Genomic DNA, 18555 nt, shown 5'->3' on the forward strand with positions numbered 1-18555 from the left:
CTTAGTGTTGAAGATAAGTATAAATGTCTCCTAATTTCTTCAAAGCGCCAAACTTAAAGGTATGTCGTGGTTTTGAAGTAGCTATACTAATCTTACTTTGGAAAGTTAGGAGCTTCACCTCAAGCTATTGCCTGAGATTACTTGGGTACGATCATCAGCAAAAGGAAAGATGTGATGTTACGGAAGACTTTACTGGGTACCTATCTTTGTAGTTTATTCATTGCGGGGAATGCATATGGTGCTGAAGGAGATGATATTCCTCAGCGCGCCCAAACGGTTGGTGATGTTATTGAGCGCCCAGGCGTTCTCACACCTAAAGGTAAATGGTCATTTGATTCGTCTTTAAGCTATACACAAAACTCTTCAAACAAAGTATCTGTTGTTGGGTATACAGTCTTACCAACTCTGATTGTTGGGCGAATTGAAGTGAGTGATTCGGATAGGACTACAGTAACCGTTGGATTAACTGCTCGGTACGGTTTAACAAACGCCACAGAGTTAGAAGTTAGAGTGCCGTATGTGTATCGTAATGACCAAGTTTCTACGCGCCCCATTCAAGATGGTTCAAACAGTGAAGTAGTAAACACAACGGTGGATGGCGGAGGGCTTGGTGATGTAGAGTTCGCATTGAGGCACCAGTTTAACTTTGAGTCTGCGCCATACTGGGTAGGTGGCCTTAGAGTAAAGTCGGATACAGGACGATCGCCTTATGATGTTTCTATTGAAGATGGAAGCAACTCATTTAGTGATGTCCCTACAGGTTCGGGTTTTTGGAGTTTTGAGCCTAATTTATCTCTTATTCACCCTGTTGATCCTGCGGTCTTGTTCGCTAGTCTAAGTTATATTTATAACTTAGAGGATACTGTTACAGTTGGCGACACAAAAGCTGATGTTGAACTTGGAGACACTATTTCTCTTTCAGGGGGAATGGGGTTTGCGGTGAATCCTGATCTTTCATTCTCTTTAGGACTTAGCCATAAAACTATTTTAAAAAGCAAAGTAAATGGCAGATCGGCAGATGATGCTAAGTTGCTTCAATTAGATGCATTAACTTTTGGTATAAACTATGCCTTTAGTGAACGCTCATCTATCAATGTTAGTGCTCAAGCTGGTCTTACAGAAGATACTCCCGACTTTCAATTAACAGTACGAGTACCTTTTAATTTGTAAAATGGATATTAGGCCCTTGAGTCTTGGGCCTAATTTATCGTTAGCGCCTAGTGTTCGCATTATAAATTGATTGGATTATATTGGATAAAGTAGGTATATATTCTTAAAATGATGGTGGCCGATTGATATATCGAACTTTCTTTTGGTATGTAATCATAGATATCAGTCGTTTCTAATATCAAAGAAGCTTAACGTGACAATTTTTCAGATAAAAATGGAAATGCTCATTGAAGGTGGTTCAATAAGGCGTCTTCTAATTGTTGGTTTGCTTTGATTTCCCGTATTACCCCATTTACTTGAGCATCAATGTCTACGAGCGTGCTAAGTCCAATAATACTGTTATCTTTCGTGTTTTGAATAATATTGATAATACTTGAATTTATAAAGTCTGAACTTATTATATTAGGATTTTGAGACGAAGGCATTTTGGGTGAATCTATAGAATCATCTCCAATAATATTGCCTTCACCAAATTGTATGATGTTAACAATACCCTGGTTGAAAACATCTCCACTTTGATTTTCACTATTTGCGCTAATGTTTTTTAAATTACCATTTTCAATTACTAAGTTGGCAATATTTGTGTTCAAAATATCATCGCCATTTATAGTCGTAGTAATGCTTAATCCAATATTAATAATATACTCGTCCGTAATTTGGAAACCACCTCGATATTCTTCTAAAGATAAATTTGAAAGAGGAGTAAGTTCTTGCAGGCCAACATCTTTAGCATTCACATTAAAATGAGGTATTAGCATACAAAGCACTAACAAAAATTTATTGTAGTTCATAATGTAGGCCTTTCAGGTTGTTAAGTTCTTAAAGTTATTTAAAACAATGTTATATTAATTTTCACCGGAAACTGGGAGAGTAATGCTAAATACCCCTAAGGAATCTCTAGACACTCCTGTTTTTAATGGTGATCTTTGATATACGGTGAAATTATCATTGGTTATAAAGCTAGACCGTCCCATTTCCGCTTCGTTACGGACCAGTAACACAATTCCTTGGTAATATCTTTCAAACTCATCCAGTTTCATTATCATGGTTCCTCTAGAAGGGTCTCCTAGAATAACTGAGTGATTGTTTATACCTCTGATGACAACAAAATGCATATACCCATCGAAATTAACGAGAGTAATCCCAGGGACGCCGACTTCTTTAATTTTCTCCAATCCTACTTGAAAGCCGTCAGAACGTAACCCTATGGAATCCAAGTAAAACTTCATATCCAACAAAGAAAAACCTTTCTCTTTGATTTTTTCTTTATCACCTTTTTCAAACATGCTTTTGAAGATATCTTGTTCAGATGACTCTGTTGCATAATGAAAAGTGAGAAGAGAAGCCAGGGCGGCAGAGCCACAGCTGAAGTCATACTGTTGGCGAAAAACATCACCGAACACTATTTCTTTGTAGCTTTTAACAGGAACAGAGTAATGTGCTCGGTAAGGTAGCAGTTCTAATGAAATGGCTGATGCTGAATAAACGAGCATCAGCCAAATTAAGTTATTTAATACTTTCATATTGTTTACTTGAGTGTCAGGTTAACGACGGTAGAGTTCTGGATTAAAACGTTGTTTCCGCTGTTCTGAATTACGTTGGATATACCCGAACTGTCTGCGAACGCTCCACTTGATAGTATATTGTTACCACTCACGGTGTTTGACGCGACATTATCTGACGAAATACCATTGATATCTGATTCTGCATAAACCAAGTCGAGTTCAACATTTTGTCCACCTCTTGATTCATTCATGATATCCAAGCTAACTTCTCCGCCAGATAATGCAATGTCATCAGCGAGTGCAGTGCAGGCAACTATCATACTCAAAGTACAGATTGCCAAACGCATCGCTTTCTCCTACTAGTCGGTTACTCACCCCCAGTAAACACACTTGCATTAGTTGTAACAGATTGTTGTACAAGTGAATTTGAACCAGCATTTTGACCAACGGTAGTAATACCAGCTGCACCACCAAGACCACCAAGGGTGTTCATGTTTTCAACTCGAACTCGAGTATCATCCGCGTTAGTTGCATAAATAACTGATGCACCTGTAACACCACCCATTAGGCTTGAGCTCGCAACAACCATATCTGTATCCATATGGACTTGATTGAAGCTATCAACATTTGTTGAGCTCGAGTCATTTTGATAGTTACTATTGTCGTTAAAGCTGTTCGAGTTTGTTGTGCTTGAATCAGCGTAGCTACGGTTATCACTCTGGTTACGGTTGTCGCTTTGATTACGATTATCGCTGTTATCGTTAAAGCTACTGTTGATACTAGAGTCACTGTTGTCGTTGTTGCTACGTCTTACAGTAGTACTAGAGTCGCTGTTGTCGTTGTGGCTTCTATTTGTGTTAGTACTTGAGTCACTACTATCACTATTTAGGCTCACATCAAGATCAGCACTGGTACTGTTGTCGTTAGCGTTAGACGTACTATTGTCGTTGTGGCTTTGAGCTGTGTTAGTGCTCGAGTTTGAGTTGTCGCTGTTGTTATTAAAGCTGTCATCAACACCAAGAGTTGCACTGTTGTCAGTGTCGCTGTTGTCGTTGAAGCTATGACCAATACCTAGTGACGCACTATTATCGCTGTTGTCGTTGAAGCTATCACCAACACCGAGAGATGCGCTATTGTCACTGTTATCATTGAAGCTGCCAGATAAACCGATATCGGTATTAGCGCTGTCAGTCCATTGCATGTTGTCGTCTCCATCATCGATCTCATTCGCGATTAGAGAGCCACTAAATAAAATTGCTGACATTGCTAAAGCAAGCCCTGTTTTGTTTAGAGTCATAACGATTACTCCATTTCCTGTTATTCCTGATTAAAAATGACTGCACTTAACTTCTTGCTGCTTCCTTCAAATGTTGTGGGAAGCGATGAAATTATAAGAAAGGATCAGTGAAAGCTGTTCTCATTATTGAGAATGATTCAGGCTGGAAGGGAGTATTTAGGTACGTCTATTTAAAGTATTAAAGAAAAAAATAACATAATCATAATGTTATTTTTTGTATTTACTTTAAGTACTCATCAAGTATGAAATGAAGCCAATATAAAGAAGTAATTTGTTCTATTGCACTGAGCGGAGCAGTCATCCATTTTTTATAAATGGCATTTTATCCAATTATTATCTTTATTATTTAATATTATAAATCATATCCTTATGCTAACACAGGTTGAAAAGTATGGATAAAAACACAACAGGTTCATACTTTTTAAGTCTTTTTCGGTGCTGAAAAGCAATGCGATATCATTCTGAAGTGCTATATTTTCTACTTAAAATGAAGATAAATTCTCTTTGCTGCCTCCAATTAATTTTCTAACGGGGGTTGGTGAAACAGGTAAGTTAATGTGGTGGGACTATGGAAAAGAAGCACTTGATACTGCTAGCTGAGAGTAATTTACAAAGTAACTTAATAAAAAAACAGCTGTCTTCCATTCATGATGTCGATGTAAAGATAATGCAACCAGATGAAGTGGTGTTCAGAAGTCACTCACTCAGTATCGATTTGATGTTTATTGATTACGATTTTATGCGTCAGCTTGAAGTACAAGGAAAGTTACCAGATTTTGATCTATTTGGGTGGTCCTTTATGCTTCACAACGTCCCTTGTGAAAAAGTACAAACGGACTTACTGCATTGGAAGTTGTTAAAAGGAATTTTGCTCCGAAGTGCATCAGTGACACATATATGTGATGGCGCGGAATACGTACTGAAAGGTGGGTTGTGGCTACCAAGAATGTACCTAGAGAAGTTAGTCCTCAATTATCGGCATGCAAATTTGTCCGAAGAACAGCAGCATGATGAGTTAACATGCAGAGAAAAACAGATTCTAGAGCTACTTGTGTACGGCATTTCAAATCAACAAATTGCTTCAAGACTTTTTTTATCTGAAAGTACAGTGAAAAGCCATATATACAAGTTGTACAAAAAACTCGATGTCCATTCTCGTCATGATGCAGTTAAGTTGGTAAGAATGAACAATGGCTTAACCGAGAGAAATTAAGTCATAATTTGTGATGCTCTTTTTATCGGGGTCTGTTCCGTTTTCACTATCTAATCTAAGCAAGGGCACTCGTATTTGAGTACCCGTGGTTTATCTGGATTCAATAGTTGGCGTATCAGCAGGCTACATCATGCCCGTGACAAGGCCTGCCGCCACAAAAAACACGATCATCCACAGAACCGAAAGGTTGAGCTTTTTGTGTAGATAAAAACCTGCAACCACTAACGCCATGTCGATGGGAGCAACAACTGCGCTGCTAAATACTGGCTGGTAAAGTGCCGCGAGTAGTAACCCTACTACCGAGGCATTTACACCGTTGATGGCGCCGGAGACCAGCGGTTTTCCTGCCAGTGCTTGCCAGTTCTTAAGAACGCCAAGTAGTAAAAGAAACCCTGGGAGGAATACGCCAAGCGTTGCGATCAGCGCACCTAAAATTGGCGTATCCGAAAGCTCATAACCGATAAAAGTCGCAAAGGTGAACATTGGCCCTGGTACAGCTTGTGCAGCGGCGTAGCCTGTTAAAAATGCATCTTGGCTGAGCTGGTCGCCAACAATGTTTTGCAGAAGCGGCAGAACCACATGACCGCCACCAAACACTAAGCTACCAGCTTGGAAAAAATCACTAAACAGCCCAAGTAAAGGTAACGTATGAGCCACTAACGGTAAGCCGAGTAAAAGCATCGCAAATAGAGCCAATGGCGCGATAGACGGTTTAAACGACTCGGCTGATGGCGCGGAGTCTTTCTTCAGATACCGCATTCCGACAAAACCTGCTGCGATCAACACGAACATTTGCGTCATGATGCTTGGTGCCACCAGCAACGCAATCGCAGTCGCGACGCACAAACCCGCGGTCAGTTTACTTTGGCAGAAGTTTTTGTACATGCCCCAAGTCGCATCCGCCACGACGACGACTGCGAGCAGTTTTAGGCCGTGAACGATGTTTTGGAACACTGCGGTGTCGGTGATTTGGCTGCTCACTATCGCCAGCGCCAACATGATGACCACTGAAGGAAGCGTGAATCCGACAAATGCTGCGCATGCGCCACCTAAACCGCCACGTTTATAGCCTAAAGCAAAGCCAACTTGGCTTGAGCCCGGTCCCGGCAAAAACTGACTGAGCGCGACAATTTGCGCGTACTCGCTGTCATCAAGCCATTTCAGTTTCTCAACAAATGTTTGGCGAAAATAACCAATATGAGCCGCCGGGCCGCCGAAGCTGAACCAACCCAGCCAGAAAAAAGTTTTGAATATGGTGAACATGTCGAGCCTGTTTATCTAAAAAGCATTGTTGCTAATTTATCGAATGCTCTAAAATGACTCAAATTGATGATTTTAATTTCATCTATGAATGAAATGGGATGAGGATGTTGGAGTGAAAGAGGACATTCAGTGGCGCAACATTGACTTGAACTTATTGGTGACGTTTTCCTACTTGTATCGCTATCGAAGCGTTAGCGTCGCGGCAGAGAAAAGTTACGTTAGCCAGTCGGCGATGAGTCATAGTTTGTCTCGTTTAAGGTTGTTGTTTGACGACCCGCTTTTTGAGCGAAAAGGGCACAAGATGGAGCCCACCGAGCACGCTCACCACATCGCGCCAACTGTGCATCACTTGTTGGATTCTATCGCCAAAGACTTGCTCACTAAGTCTGCCTTCCAACCTGAAAATTACGCGGGTGTATGTCGCATCGGGTTAACGGATTATGCCGAGTTTATCTTTGCTCCTAGGCTTTATGACGAAATACGCCAGCGCGCCCCAGAGGCGCAGATCAGTTTTATTAACGTCAATCGTAGCAACTACGTGGCATTAACTGAGCATGAAAAGCTCGATGTCATTATTGGCAGCATGCCGGTGTTGGATGACAACTTTGAGAGCTTGTACTTGTACACCGAAAAGCACGTGTGCATGTGTGATAAACAGGTATTGCAAGGGGAAACACAGCTGTCTCTGGAAGCGTTCGCGAACATAGAGCAAGCTCTGGTAAGTCCCGATGGGAGCTTAAAGACACAAGTAGACCAAAAGCTTGCAGAACATGGCTTGAGCCGCAAAGTCACCGTGGCGTCGCGCAACTTTCTCACTATTCGGCATCTATTGAAAAAACGCGATCTCATTGCCATCGTGCCAGAAAAAATGGCATTGGCGGAGGGCTTTTCGGACGATCTCGTTACCGTTAAGCCGCCGATCGCCGTTGCGGATTTTGATATTGCTATGCTGTGGCATTCCAGCCGAAACAATGAAGACAAAGGCATTTGGCTACGCGAGTTGGTTTCTTCGACCATCACCTCTAAATGATAAACATTTGGGGCACTCATGGTGCTTAGAGTTATTTGTTGTTGAACTCCTTACTACCCGCTGAGCTATCGGCGTTACACCGAAACAGTACTGATTGTGCAAAATGAATGTCTTTGGTAAGGGGGGATGTTTCAGATTTAATTCATAAAAGAGATTAATGGAAAAGGTATCATTGAGTTGTACCACGTAGTTTAAGCTCTGTTTGCACGTATACATAAAGAGGTTGTAAGCGTCCATCTCGGTATTTTTCCACCAGTAAGTTCACTCCCTGAGTTCCCATCAACTCAGAGTGAATACGAATTGTAGACAATGGCGGAAAGGTAAAGCGAGCAGTAGGAATATCATTCATACTAATCAACGTAATATCCTCTGGTATCTTTAAGCCAAATTCATGGATTGCACGTACTATGCCAATCGCGATGGAGTCTGAATCAATGAATACTGCTTTCGGGAAGTCACCTTTGGCTAGCATCTCTTTCGCTAAGTTATAACCGGACAAACTAGAGCAGGCACAATAGTGTATATCTTGTTCTGCGACCACGCCTTTTAGATAGCCATAGCCCAAAAACACATTTTCACGAGTGTCAGCTGCGTCGTGCTTGTCTTGACCGCCAATATAACCGATGCGGCGGTGGCCTCGTTGTACAAAGAAATCAACTACTTGCCTACTGACTCGAATAAGGTCGACATCAACGCAATCATAAGGGCAGGTTGGATCTGAAAAGTTTATGTAGCAGATGCTATCGGCTAGACGTTTAGGTAATTTATCTACTACCTTTTGGTCGACATTTCCGACTAAAAGGACACCTGTTATCTTTTTCGTTTCAACATCAATTTCACTGTTATAGCAATTGGTTAGCGTAATACCTAATTTGTCGCATTGCGTTTCAATCCCATGACGAATTGATAAGTAGTAAGGGTCATTCACCTCTGTTTCTTGTTTGTAGTTATATAAGGCTAAAAAGTGATGTTTTTGCTTAGCTTCTTTGATGCCTTTCTTCGAGCTACTGGTGCGGTACTCCAGTTTTTCTGCAATTTCCAAAATGCGGTATTTGGTTTCTTCTTTAACGCTCAACGTTGGGTCGTTGTTCAAAACCCGCGATACGGTTGCAAGTGAGACGCCTGCTTCAATGGCGATATCTTTTAGCTTTGCCATGTAAATTTCCCGTTGGCACTGCCCAAGTGTGAGCTCAATAATCTGACTATTTTAAACAGCTACTTAGGTATGCACAAACCTTTAGTAAGACAGTCCTAAACACTTTAAATCATCATATCAAGCCAACTTGTTTTCATGAAATAGACTCTATTGAGTAATAAATAAAGCCGTAAACGTAAGGATTATATTGCTGTAAAAATACTGAAAAACGCGACTGGTTTGGAGACTTGTTACTTGTGGTAACTCTAGTACTTAATAGGAGTGGAGCTGTTTAGAGTTTAAACAAGCAAACGTTTTATTGTTCATGTTTATGTTTTGTGTCTCATTTTATAAACAAATCAATAGGAAAGTATTCAACTCTATTTATAATCTCCGCGCTTTTAAAAGCTGTCTAACAGTATGAAAAATTAGGAAATTATAATGAAAAAAGTATTGCCATTATTGGCTTTAGGTGCAGTGGTTGCTTCAGCATCAGTTCAAGCAAAAGGTAACTGGTATGTTGGTGCTGATTTGGTAAATTCAGATCTTAAAGTTAAAAGCTTGTCAAAAGATTTTTCTGCGACAGGTCTTAGCCTTGCTGTAGGTAAAGAGCTTCAATATTCAGAAAACTTCAAACTAGCTTTTGAAGGTGAGTACATATACTTTGGCGACTTTGAAGAAACATTTTCTTACATGGGGTGGCCGGTTAAATTTAGTGTTGATGCTTCTGCGTTCAATTTCAATGCGAAGCCTAAATACCAATTTGCAGGTACAGGCTTCTATGTTGGTGCGATTGCTGGCCTTGGTGTAATGAGTGTTTCTTATGAAGTGAAATCATCTAGCACTGTTACCGATGATGGTCGTGATGTAGGCTTTAACTACGGTGTTGAGGCTGGTTATGAGTTCGCTTCAGGTTTGGTTGTATCTGGTGGCTACCGTGCTTCTTCGGTAAGTATTGATGCCGAAAACGGTGGCAGCGAAGATTTTGATTTTGACAGCCTGTACGTTGGTGTTGATTACAAGTTTTAAGCTCGCGTAAGCAAAACATAGATACTAAAAAGGAGCCGTTAGGCTCCTTTTTTGATCAGATTATCAATCAACTCATAATGGTGATCTTGTACGCCTGCAAGGTTGCCATATTTGGGTTGATGGCGGTCATTTTCTTTCGCGTGTTGCCAGCCAATGGTGTGACGCACAAAATGCTCTGCAAACGCGTGGGAAACTTCCAAGCAACCTGCCAGCACGGTATCAACATAACTTTGCATGATTGGGCTCTTTGCGCATGGTGGTAGTGGCTCGTCTTTTACGTAAACCCAAATGTCATGTTCTTGGTTAAAACTCGCATCTGTTTCGATTTGATCTGGCTGAAGTTGAATACGATGATAACCTCGCTCACGGCGGTCGAATTCTGCGAGCGCTTCTTTATTCACTTCGAGTAAAACGCCATTAACCTGTCCATCGCCTTGGTTCACCACTAATGGAGAGAGACTGTAGCTGTCGTCAATCTTCCCCCAGTAGCGAACCAACCCATGTGCTATGACGGGAATGGCTTCTCCCGTTTGTCCGGTTAATTTACGTGACGCAGAATTAATCAAACTGCCATAGCCAAATATGTACATTGTCGTTGCATCCCTTAACTGATAGTTGTGCCTCTCATGTTTATACCTAACCCGCATCTGAAGCACAACTTTACCTCTTAAGTATAATCTTAATTATAAACATGTATTTTTTATACATGTTTATGGTAGCATCAATATGTAGTTGAGTTAACCAGCATCGAGAGACGCTTGAGGGCAAGATAATGCTGAATATCACCGATAAAAAAGTAGAAGAAAAAATCCCCGCATGGCTGCGATTAGGCTTTCGGCCGTTTTTTCTGTTTGGGTCGATTTACGCCATTGTTGCGATTGCGTTGTGGGTGTGGATGTTCCAAGGCGGACAGCCAAACGCATTAGCCGTGCCTGCATTATGGTGGCACGTACATGAAATGTTGTTCGGTTTTTCGATGGCCATTGTAGTTGGCTTTGTACTGACCGCGGTACAAAACTGGACTGGCATTAATGGTACCAAGCATTACATGCTTCTGGCTTTATTTGGCTTGTGGTTAGTGCCCCGCATATTGCTTTGGACACAAGCACCGTTATGGTTAACCAGCAGTATCGAAGCGGTATTTTTACTGTTTGTCACCTATGAGGTGGGCATTCGTGTGTATCGAGCCAAAGGTTGGCGTAATTTGTTTTTCGTTCCACTGTTTCTTTTAGCCATCTTTGCGAACTTTGCAAGCTACGCAACGATAAAAGGTATGCCGCCCTTTAGCTCTTCAGCGGTGTGGCAAGCAATGCTGTGGTGGTTTACCTTGCTGTTGTCAGTGATGGGCGGACGTGTAATTCCATTTTTTACTGCGCGTCGATTTAATTTCGAAAAAGCGCAACCATTGGCTTGGTTAGAGTGGTTCGCGAACTTGCCATTGGTAATGCTATTTGTGCTGAGCTTTTTCCCTGTGACGTTTGCAGAACTAGGTAGTCCTTTGATGCTATTTGCAGGTGTTGCTCAGTTGGTGCGTTTTGTTCGCTGGAAACCTTGGTTAACCCTGAACGAGCCTTTAGTGTGGTCGCTGCATGCTGCGTATTTGTGTTTACCACTAAGCTTAATTTTGCGAGGCGTCTGGGGAGATGCATTTGCCAGCCATAACCTCATTCACCTGTTTGCGATAGGTGCGTTAGGCGGTTTGATTTTAGCGATGATTACACGGGTGACGATGGGACATACTGGTCGCATGATCTACAAAGGGCCAAACATGAGCCTTGCGTTTGCAGCGATTACCGCGGCAGCTTTGGTTCGCAGTTTCGCCGTGATCTTTGATCCAGCGAACATGATACTGTGGATTGATATCAGCGGTGGATTATGGATTGTTGCGTTTGGGCTATTTGTGTGGCGCTTTGGTGTGATGCTTGTGACCCCTCGTGTGGATGGTCACCCCGGATAAGATTCTAATGTGAGTAGAGAAAAGAGGAGCCGCGTGCTCCTCTTTTGGTTTTTGTTCTTTATAGGTTTAGTGTTTATTCGTCTTCGTCGTCCGCTTTATTCGTGAGCCCCAAGCGTTTAAATAGCCACCACTCTAGACCAAAAATGACAATTAAGGCGATGCAGAACCAGGTGAATGCCATGGTGGAATCCACGCCTGGCATTCCACCAACATTGATACCGAGTAAACCTGTTAAGAAGCTGGTTGGTAGAAAAATCGTTGCTACCAAAGTAAACAGGTAACTGTTTTTATTGGTTTTCTCATCACGATGATGTTTGATCTCTTCTTGGAAAAGCGCCACTTCTCCAAGATAAAACTCAAGTGTTTCATTTATGCGCGTAATATTATTGTGTGCGAAGCGATATTGATGAGGTCTCAAAGCAATCAATTCTGATTCTGACTCCACAAGATCACGGATAGCGTACTGCTGAGGACGAATAAAACGCTTGATAGAAATCAGTGCTTTTTGAGTAGCCATATGTTTGTACGTCGACTCATCATTCACATCGAACTGGTTTAGTGTTTCTTCAATCGTATCAAGGTAAATGTCTATTTTACTGTTTAATCCTTCAATGATCTGATGAAGTAAACTGGCAAGACTTTTTGGGCCTTTGTGTTCCGCTAATGCTTGGCGAATCTCCATGATCGCGCGTGATGGAATTTTACGAGTTGAAATGAGTGCGCCTTGAAAGTAGAGAATTCGAATACTAAGCATATCTTCTGGTGATGCATTGCCGTTCATATTGACGCCTCGTAAAATCAACATGAAGTTCTCGTCATCCAAAGGATGGAAAGATGGTCGGCTTTCGTCGGCTAATAGATGATCAACCGTAGCTCGAGGTACTTGGTTCTGCTCCAGCCAACCACGAATATCAGGATGCAGCCGTTCGCAATGGTACCAATGCTTAGCTTGAATTTGCTCTGCCGTGGTGGATTGTTGAGTTGCTTCTGGGGTTGAGAAGTCCCAATGTTCAATCATAAAACCCATTTTCTTTTCCTTGTTTGAGCCGATACCAAAATAACCTCAAGATACTTCTTTCGCGAGAATTGCATTGCCATACAGAGGCAATACTCTGAGTACGGTACTCTGAAGTCATTGATGCATTATCTTTCAAATGAGTATGATTGTATTTAACGCCAAATGTCTATGAATAGTTGTTCTTATTTGCAATCGAGTGGAGCGCACCAAGGTGTTGTGCTTAAACAACAAAACAAAAAGCCTGCAACTAAGCAGGCTTTATTGTGGGGGAGGGAGGGGAGCTGTTAGCCAACTTGAGAAAGATTAACCACTTTCTGTTGTAGCTTTTTCTTTAAATAGTCCGTTAAGGCCTGTTTTTCTTCCTCGTTCATGTAAAGACCAAGCTTAGTACGGCGCCATAAAATGTCTTCATCGGTCATTGCCATTTCATGGTTCATTAAGTAATCGATCTCACGTTGGTAAACACCACCTGCTTGTGCCGAGAACGTTTGTCCTAAGTCAGCTTCACTTGTTGTACCTTCCATTAAGTTCCACGTTTGGGTACCAAACTGTGTGACATAACGAAGAATCAATGCTTCTGGCGCCCAGGTGTATTTAGCGTGAATTTGTTTAGCTAATTGTTCACGACTACAGCTGAAGTTACCACCAGGAAGGGTTTGGTTGGCAGTCCAGTCTTTACCCATTTCAGGTAGGAACGGAGCTAGCTTTTTCATTGCTGCTTCACCTAACTTACGGTAGGTCGTTAACTTACCACCAAAAACAGAAAGCAGAGGTGCATGGTCGTATTCCGCATCGAGCTCTAGCGTGTAGTCTCGTGTGATTGCTTGCGGAGAGTCAGATTCATCGTCACATAAAGGACGAACACCGCTGTATGTCCAAACTACATCTTCGCGAGTCAACTGGTGGACAAAGTGTTGGTTTACGATATCAATGAGGTAATCGACTTCGTCATCTGAGATCGACACTTCACGTGGGTCACCTTTGTATTCCACATCTGTTGTACCAATGATTGAGAACTTATCTAAGTAAGGAATCATAAATACGATGCGATTGTCTTTGTTTTGAAGGATGTAGGCTTGCGGTTCGTTGTGGATACGAGGAACAACGATGTGCGAGCCTTTGATTAAGCGAATGTTACGAGGAGAGGCTTGCTCTAATCCATCATCAAAGAACTGTTTTACCCAAGGCCCCGCAGCATTGACTAACGCTTTCGCTTTACGTTCGAAACGTTGGTCTGTCATCACATCGTGAATAGTAACGTGCCAGATACCACCTTCACGGTGTGCTTTTTCCACGCGGCAGTAGTTACGTACTTCAGCATGGTTTTCGCGAGCCGCAAGAACGTTCAGTAATACTAAACGTGCATCATCAACCCAACAGTCAGAGTATTCGAAACCCGTTTTCATCTCTGGTTTTAGCAAGCCAGATTTCGCAAGGTTGACGGTTTTACTGCCTTGCAGCGTCGTACGTTTACCCAAGTTATCGTAAAGGAAAAGGCCACAACGAATCATCCAAGCTGGGCGTAGGAATGGGCGATGCGGTAAACGGAAACGCATTGGTAATGCGACGTGTGGTGCTTTACGAAGAATAACCTCACGCTCTGCGAGCGCTTCCGAAACTAAACGAAACTCGTAGTGTTCAAGGTAGCGTAAACCGCCGTGTATCAGTTTAGAACTTGCTGAAGAAGTCGCAGATGCGAAGTCATTTGCTTCATATAAGCCAACACTCAAACCTCGGCCAGCTGCGTCTGCTGCAATACCAGCTCCGTTAATGCCGCCACCGATTACGATCAAGTCTAAGGTAGTGGATGAGCTAGTAGTGGAAGCATTATTTTGTATACTCATAAATTTGACCTCTTGGTGAGCGAACGAGCATTTTAGAACATAATGTAATCCTAGCTCAGGTTTCGTTTGTGATCATCTATTATTTTCGTTTGTGAGCGTTTTGTGTGATTTAGACACAAAAAAACCTCTGTCTAATTAAGGCAGAGGTCATTTGAGGGGGAATTATACGATTGACGTTACTCGTTTTCGGAGTTTGATTCGTTAGCTTCAACCACTTCAAGTGGGATAGAAGCTTCCTTCAAAATTGACAAGATTTCTTCTGGTGGCTGCTTATTGGTAAAGATCATGTTGAGCTGTGCAATATTGCCTAGTTTCACCATAGCATTGCGCCCGAACTTGGTGTGGTCTACGGCAAGAAATACACTACGGCTATTGTCAATTATCGCTTGTTTTACCCGGACTTCGTGGTAATCAAAGTCTAATAGCGAGCCATCGAAGTCGATACCGCTAATGCCGAGAATACCAAAGTCGAGACGGAACTGTTTAACGAAATCGAGGGTAGCCTCGCCAACAATACCGCCGTCTCTGCTGCGGACTTCTCCACCCGCTAAGATGACTTTGATTTCAGGGTTAGGGAAAAGAATGGTCGCAACATTGATGTTGTTGGTGACAACACGCAACTGTTTATGATTTTTATTGAGCGCTCGCGCAACTGCTTCTGGTGTGGTGCCGATATCGATGAATAGTGTGGCACCATCTGGAATGTGTTTGACTACCTCGTCTGCAATGACATCTTTTTCATTGAAGTTGAGCGCTTTACGCGTGTTGTAAGATGTGTTTTCAGAACTGAGAGGAATAGTGGCTCCACCGTGATAACGACGAATTTTGTTGTCATCGGCGAGTTCATTGAGATCGCGTCGGATGGTTTGTGGGCTGACATTGAATCTTTCTACCAACTCATCCGTGCTGACATAGCCTTGTTTTTTCACCAGCTCAACAATCTGCTGGTGTCGAGGTATTTGCTTCACTTACCACTCCCTTGTGCATTGGTAACGGCCAATGCTTCAAATTCGAAGCTCTATTGTGCTCGAATTTGCTCGTTGTGAGAAGTAAGCGAGTTCAGGAATCGGGGATAAAGCGCAAAAAGAGCGCACAAATGGCGCTCTTTTTTTCTTATGGAGATGAGATTAATCTTCTTCGTCGTGAAGTTCAGACCAGGTTTGTGCACATTTCACTGCACGTTTCCAGCCCTTGTAACGACGATTGCGTTTTTCTTCATCATCGTGTGGCTCAAAGGTGCGATCAAGTACCGCTTTATTCTGCAACTCATCAATACTATCCCAGTAACCAACTGCAAGGCCGGCAAGGTAGGCTGCACCAAGAGCGGTAACCTCAGTTACTTGAGGGCGGTGTACTTCTGTGTTCAATACATCGGATTGGAATTGCATGAGGAAGTTGTTCGCTACTGCACCACCATCGACGCGAAGGTTCGCAAGCTTAATGCCTGAGTCAGCTTGCATCGCATCCAGTACGTCACGAGTTTGATAAGCGATGCCTTCCAATGTTGCACGGATGATATGGTTTGAATTCACACCGCGAGTAAGGCCGACAATCGTGCCACGTGCGTAGGCATCCCAGTATGGTGCGCCTAAACCAGTAAATGCAGGCACGACATAAACGCCGTTTGATGTATCCACTTTTGTCGCGAAGTATTCAGAGTCTTCTGCACCGTTTAGGATTTTCAATTCATCGCGTAGCCATTGGATTGAAGCTCCTCCCATGAATACGGCACCTTCAAGTGCATAAGCTGGTTCGCCTGCAGGACCACAAGCCAAAGTCGTTAGAAGGCCATGTGTCGAAGTGACTTTTTCTTGGCCCGTATTCATTAGCAAGAAACAACCCGTACCGTAAGTGTTTTTCGCTTGACCCGCTTCAACACACATTTGGCCGTAAAGCGCCGCTTGTTGGTCACCTGCGATTCCAGAAATAGGAATACGAGTACCGCCTTTACCACCGATGTTGGTTTTACCGTAAATTTCCGATGAGCGCTTCACTTCTGGCATCATAGATGCTGGGATGCCAAGCTCATCTAACATTTTTTGATCCCAACATAGATCGTTGATGTTAAACAGCATGGTACGCGATGCGTTAGTGTAGTCGGTTACGTGAACGCGACCTTGAGTCATCTTCCAAACTAACCAAGTATCGACAGTACCAAACAAAAGCTTGCCTGCTTCTGCGTCTTCTCGTGCGCCTTCAACATTGTCCAGAATCCATTTAACTTTGGTACCGGAGAAGTAAGGGTCAAGCACCAAACCAGTGTTGTCACGTACATAGTTTTCGAGACCGCGTGCTTTTAAATCTTCACAGATATCAGCAGTACGGCGACATTGCCATACGATCGCATTGTAAACGGGTTTACCTGTTTCTTTATTCCAGACGATGGTCGTTTCACGCTGGTTAGTAATACCGATAGCCGCTAATTGGTCGCTACGGATGCCAGACTTAGCTAGAGCTTCTACTAAGGTAGAGCTTTGTGTTGCCCAAATTTCCATTGGATCATGTTCAACCCAACCTGCTTCTGGATAAATCTGAGTAAATTCGCGTTGCGCGACGCTTACGATGTTCGCATCATGATCAAGAATCACTGCGCGAGAGCTTGTTGTACCTTGGTCTAGGGCAACAATGTATTTTTGCTCAGTCATGGTAAGAATCCTTTTGTTTCGTTATTTATATTTTAGTAAATGTTCGAGTTACGTCAGTTTTAAGCTCTAGCTTCTTCTGTTTCTTCTTCCGTCTCACATTGGTTTGGAATCGTGCAACCGTGACCTTGTTGTGGAAGGTAAGCGGCAATCGCTTTTGGATACAACCAACCACCAAAACACGCACCTGCAATCGGAGCAAGTAAAGGCACGATAAAGTAAGGAATGTCTTTAGCACCTGTCAGAGCGTAATCCCAGCCTGCGAAGTAAGCGAACAGCTTCGGTCCAAAGTCACGAGCAGGGTTCATCGCAAAGCCTGTTAGTGGGCCAAGTGAACCACCGATGACGGCAATCAAAATACCGATCAATAGAGGGTTCATTGCGCCACGTGCCGCGCCGTTATTTTCATCGCCCAGAGCCAGAATCGCAAACATCAGCACAGCAGTGATAACGAATTCCACAGCAAAAGCACCAAAGAAAGAGAGGGAGGCATGCGGATAGGTTGAGAAGATACCAGCAGTTGCTAGTGCATCTTGGCTGCTGCGAACGAAGTTATGAGCGATTTCGTAGTCGGTGAAAAGGTTGCTGTATAAGCTGTAAACCAACGCAGCAGAACAGAATGCCCCAAGCATTTGAGCGATAATGTATGGCACCACTTTCGCCTTATCAAAACCATGGAACATAGCAAGTGCGATGGTAACGGCAGGGTTGATGTGTGCACCAGAGACGCCAGCCGTACAGTAAATAGCGATGGCGACACCGAAGCCCCATACAATACTGATTTCCCATTGTCCAAATGATGCGCCTGTTAGAACTAAGGCTGCAACACAGCCTACGCCGAAGAAAATAAGTAGTCCTGTACCGATAAACTCGGCCAAACATTCTCCAAGCAGAGAGGGGTGTTTGTTCGTTGTCATGTTAAAAGTCCTTTGATCATTTTTGCCTGTCTAGCACGATACTATTGTGCATATATAAACGTTTGCGAAAACAAACGAGCGTTAAAAATGAGCGTTTGAGCATAAATTTGTTAATCAAAGTCTTCGTTTTTGTTAAATGGCGCATCTTTTAACCGGAAAAGAACACAACGAAAATAATTTATTTGTCACGAGGCCAGTGATGAGAGCGCTCAAATTACCGATGTGAAAAAGAATGCACAACTGGTAAGAGGAGTTTTGTGAAGCTGCTACGTGCTTGGAGACTTATTGCACAGAACTTGTGTAGCAATTAACCCTAAAGGAGTAGCGGAATGTCAAATGTATCAAGGGATAGCAGTGATATAAAAAATACGCTGTCATGTTTGGACTTTTAGAAAAAATCGTCATCCCATTGGTACCAATAGGATGAGTTGATAAGAGAATAAACGCTGTTAATGTCTTGTGTTTGTGAATCATTGCTTCGGCTTGTATTCAAATAAAAATTGTTTTTTTTATTTCGTTTGATGCTAAACGTGAT

General features: G+C 42.7%; 17 protein-coding genes. 5 read left to right on the plus strand and 12 right to left on the minus strand.

The window, feature by feature from the left end; genetic code table 11:
* Window positions 1-174 precede the first annotated feature (174 nt).
* Window positions 175-1170, plus strand: a complete 996-nt coding sequence (locus R7Q41_RS12205; RefSeq protein ID WP_005380160.1) for a transporter — start codon at window positions 175-177, stop codon at window positions 1168-1170.
* A 224-nt stretch (window positions 1171-1394) separates the two neighbouring features.
* Here R7Q41_RS12205 and R7Q41_RS12210 read toward each other — a convergent pair whose 3' ends face one another.
* From R7Q41_RS12210 to R7Q41_RS12225, 4 genes are read right to left on the minus strand one after another with little or no spacing between them, the layout of a single operon-like run.
* Complete coding sequence (locus R7Q41_RS12210) at window positions 1395-1961, minus strand: hypothetical protein (protein ID WP_025768212.1); 567 nt, start codon at window positions 1959-1961, stop codon at window positions 1395-1397.
* Window positions 1962-2015: 54 nt separating this feature from the next.
* Complete coding sequence (locus R7Q41_RS12215) at window positions 2016-2693, minus strand: C39 family peptidase (protein WP_054728365.1); 678 nt, start codon at window positions 2691-2693, stop codon at window positions 2016-2018.
* Between the two features lie 5 nt (window positions 2694-2698).
* Window positions 2699-3022: a hypothetical protein gene (locus R7Q41_RS12220; RefSeq protein ID WP_005380167.1), complete on the minus strand. Its 324-nt coding sequence runs from the start codon at window positions 3020-3022 to the stop codon at window positions 2699-2701.
* 20 nt (window positions 3023-3042) lie between these two features.
* On the minus strand, window positions 3043-3972 hold the full coding sequence (locus R7Q41_RS12225) for a hypothetical protein (RefSeq protein WP_005380168.1): 930 nt from the start codon (window positions 3970-3972) through the stop codon (window positions 3043-3045).
* A gap of 568 nt (window positions 3973-4540) precedes the next feature.
* On the opposite strand from R7Q41_RS12225, the gene R7Q41_RS12230 reads away from it, so the two are divergent.
* Complete coding sequence (locus R7Q41_RS12230) at window positions 4541-5185, plus strand: helix-turn-helix transcriptional regulator (protein ID WP_065274782.1); 645 nt, start codon at window positions 4541-4543, stop codon at window positions 5183-5185.
* A 123-nt stretch (window positions 5186-5308) separates the two neighbouring features.
* Here R7Q41_RS12230 and chrA read toward each other — a convergent pair whose 3' ends face one another.
* A complete protein-coding gene (gene chrA / locus R7Q41_RS12235) occupies window positions 5309-6448 on the minus strand; it encodes a chromate efflux transporter (RefSeq protein WP_065274781.1) in 1140 nt (379 codons plus the stop codon).
* Window positions 6449-6560: 112 nt separating this feature from the next.
* Between chrA and R7Q41_RS12240 the strand changes: the two genes are divergently transcribed.
* Window positions 6561-7478 carry a LysR family transcriptional regulator gene (locus tag R7Q41_RS12240; RefSeq protein ID WP_005380171.1) on the plus strand — a complete coding sequence of 306 codons (918 nt, stop codon included), beginning with the start codon at window positions 6561-6563 and terminating at the stop codon, window positions 7476-7478.
* 169 nt (window positions 7479-7647) lie between these two features.
* Here the strand turns inward: R7Q41_RS12240 and ebgR are convergent, their stop codons facing one another.
* Window positions 7648-8634, minus strand: coding sequence for a transcriptional regulator EbgR (ebgR, locus tag R7Q41_RS12245; protein WP_318108969.1), 987 nt, complete (start codon window positions 8632-8634; stop codon window positions 7648-7650).
* 420 nt (window positions 8635-9054) lie between these two features.
* Between ebgR and R7Q41_RS12250 the strand changes: the two genes are divergently transcribed.
* Window positions 9055-9642 carry an outer membrane beta-barrel protein gene (locus tag R7Q41_RS12250; RefSeq protein ID WP_017636001.1) on the plus strand — a complete coding sequence of 196 codons (588 nt, stop codon included), beginning with the start codon at window positions 9055-9057 and terminating at the stop codon, window positions 9640-9642.
* Between the two features lie 38 nt (window positions 9643-9680).
* Here the strand turns inward: R7Q41_RS12250 and R7Q41_RS12255 are convergent, their stop codons facing one another.
* On the minus strand, window positions 9681-10232 hold the full coding sequence (locus tag R7Q41_RS12255; protein ID WP_042521366.1) for a gamma-glutamylcyclotransferase family protein: 552 nt from the start codon (window positions 10230-10232) through the stop codon (window positions 9681-9683).
* Between the two features lie 182 nt (window positions 10233-10414).
* On the opposite strand from R7Q41_RS12255, the gene R7Q41_RS12260 reads away from it, so the two are divergent.
* Window positions 10415-11599: an NnrS family protein gene (locus R7Q41_RS12260; protein ID WP_171345832.1), complete on the plus strand. Its 1185-nt coding sequence runs from the start codon at window positions 10415-10417 to the stop codon at window positions 11597-11599.
* Window positions 11600-11672: 73 nt separating this feature from the next.
* On the opposite strand, the gene R7Q41_RS12265 is transcribed toward R7Q41_RS12260, so the two are convergent.
* The 5 genes from R7Q41_RS12265 to R7Q41_RS12285 all read right to left on the minus strand — a co-directional run bounded on the left by R7Q41_RS12265 (window position 11673) and on the right by R7Q41_RS12285 (window position 18020).
* Window positions 11673-12626, minus strand: a complete 954-nt coding sequence (locus R7Q41_RS12265) for a CorA family divalent cation transporter (protein ID WP_005380188.1) — start codon at window positions 12624-12626, stop codon at window positions 11673-11675.
* A 275-nt stretch (window positions 12627-12901) separates the two neighbouring features.
* On the minus strand, window positions 12902-14461 hold the full coding sequence (gene glpD, locus R7Q41_RS12270) for a glycerol-3-phosphate dehydrogenase (protein ID WP_017636005.1): 1560 nt from the start codon (window positions 14459-14461) through the stop codon (window positions 12902-12904).
* Between the two features lie 176 nt (window positions 14462-14637).
* Window positions 14638-15429, minus strand: coding sequence for a DeoR/GlpR family transcriptional regulator (locus R7Q41_RS12275; protein ID WP_005380192.1), 792 nt, complete (start codon window positions 15427-15429; stop codon window positions 14638-14640).
* Window positions 15430-15588: 159 nt separating this feature from the next.
* Entirely contained in the window at window positions 15589-17106 is a 1518-nt protein-coding gene (gene glpK / locus R7Q41_RS12280) for a glycerol kinase GlpK (protein ID WP_005380193.1), read from the minus strand.
* Window positions 17107-17165: 59 nt separating this feature from the next.
* Window positions 17166-18020 (minus strand): MIP/aquaporin family protein, encoded by an 855-nt coding sequence (locus tag R7Q41_RS12285; RefSeq protein ID WP_005380195.1) that lies wholly within the window; start codon window positions 18018-18020, stop codon window positions 17166-17168.
* Between the last annotated feature and the right edge of the window lie 535 nt (window positions 18021-18555).

The organism is Vibrio sp. 2096, assembly GCF_033339595.1.
Lineage (GTDB): Bacteria > Pseudomonadota > Gammaproteobacteria > Enterobacterales > Vibrionaceae > Vibrio > Vibrio alginolyticus.

Coding starts and splice junctions, on each gene's coding strand:
- R7Q41_RS12265 (WP_005380188.1), bottom strand. CDS start 12,626: ATGGGTTTTATGATTGAACATTGGGACTTCTCAACCCCAGAAGCAACT.
- ebgR (WP_318108969.1), bottom strand. CDS start 8,634: ATGGCAAAGCTAAAAGATATCGCCATTGAAGCAGGCGTCTCACTTGCA.
- R7Q41_RS12285 (WP_005380195.1), bottom strand. CDS start 18,020: ATGACAACGAACAAACACCCCTCTCTGCTTGGAGAATGTTTGGCCGAG.
- glpD (WP_017636005.1), bottom strand. CDS start 14,461: ATGAGTATACAAAATAATGCTTCCACTACTAGCTCATCCACTACCTTA.
- R7Q41_RS12210 (WP_025768212.1), bottom strand. CDS start 1,961: ATGAACTACAATAAATTTTTGTTAGTGCTTTGTATGCTAATACCTCAT.
- R7Q41_RS12225 (WP_005380168.1), bottom strand. CDS start 3,972: ATGACTCTAAACAAAACAGGGCTTGCTTTAGCAATGTCAGCAATTTTA.
- R7Q41_RS12215 (WP_054728365.1), bottom strand. CDS start 2,693: ATGAAAGTATTAAATAACTTAATTTGGCTGATGCTCGTTTATTCAGCA.
- chrA (WP_065274781.1), bottom strand. CDS start 6,448: ATGTTCACCATATTCAAAACTTTTTTCTGGCTGGGTTGGTTCAGCTTC.
- R7Q41_RS12205 (WP_005380160.1), top strand. CDS start 175: ATGTTACGGAAGACTTTACTGGGTACCTATCTTTGTAGTTTATTCATT.
- R7Q41_RS12220 (WP_005380167.1), bottom strand. CDS start 3,022: ATGCGTTTGGCAATCTGTACTTTGAGTATGATAGTTGCCTGCACTGCA.
- glpK (WP_005380193.1), bottom strand. CDS start 17,106: ATGACTGAGCAAAAATACATTGTTGCCCTAGACCAAGGTACAACAAGC.
- R7Q41_RS12260 (WP_171345832.1), top strand. CDS start 10,415: ATGCTGAATATCACCGATAAAAAAGTAGAAGAAAAAATCCCCGCATGG.
- R7Q41_RS12255 (WP_042521366.1), bottom strand. CDS start 10,232: ATGTACATATTTGGCTATGGCAGTTTGATTAATTCTGCGTCACGTAAA.
- R7Q41_RS12230 (WP_065274782.1), top strand. CDS start 4,541: ATGGAAAAGAAGCACTTGATACTGCTAGCTGAGAGTAATTTACAAAGT.
- R7Q41_RS12250 (WP_017636001.1), top strand. CDS start 9,055: ATGAAAAAAGTATTGCCATTATTGGCTTTAGGTGCAGTGGTTGCTTCA.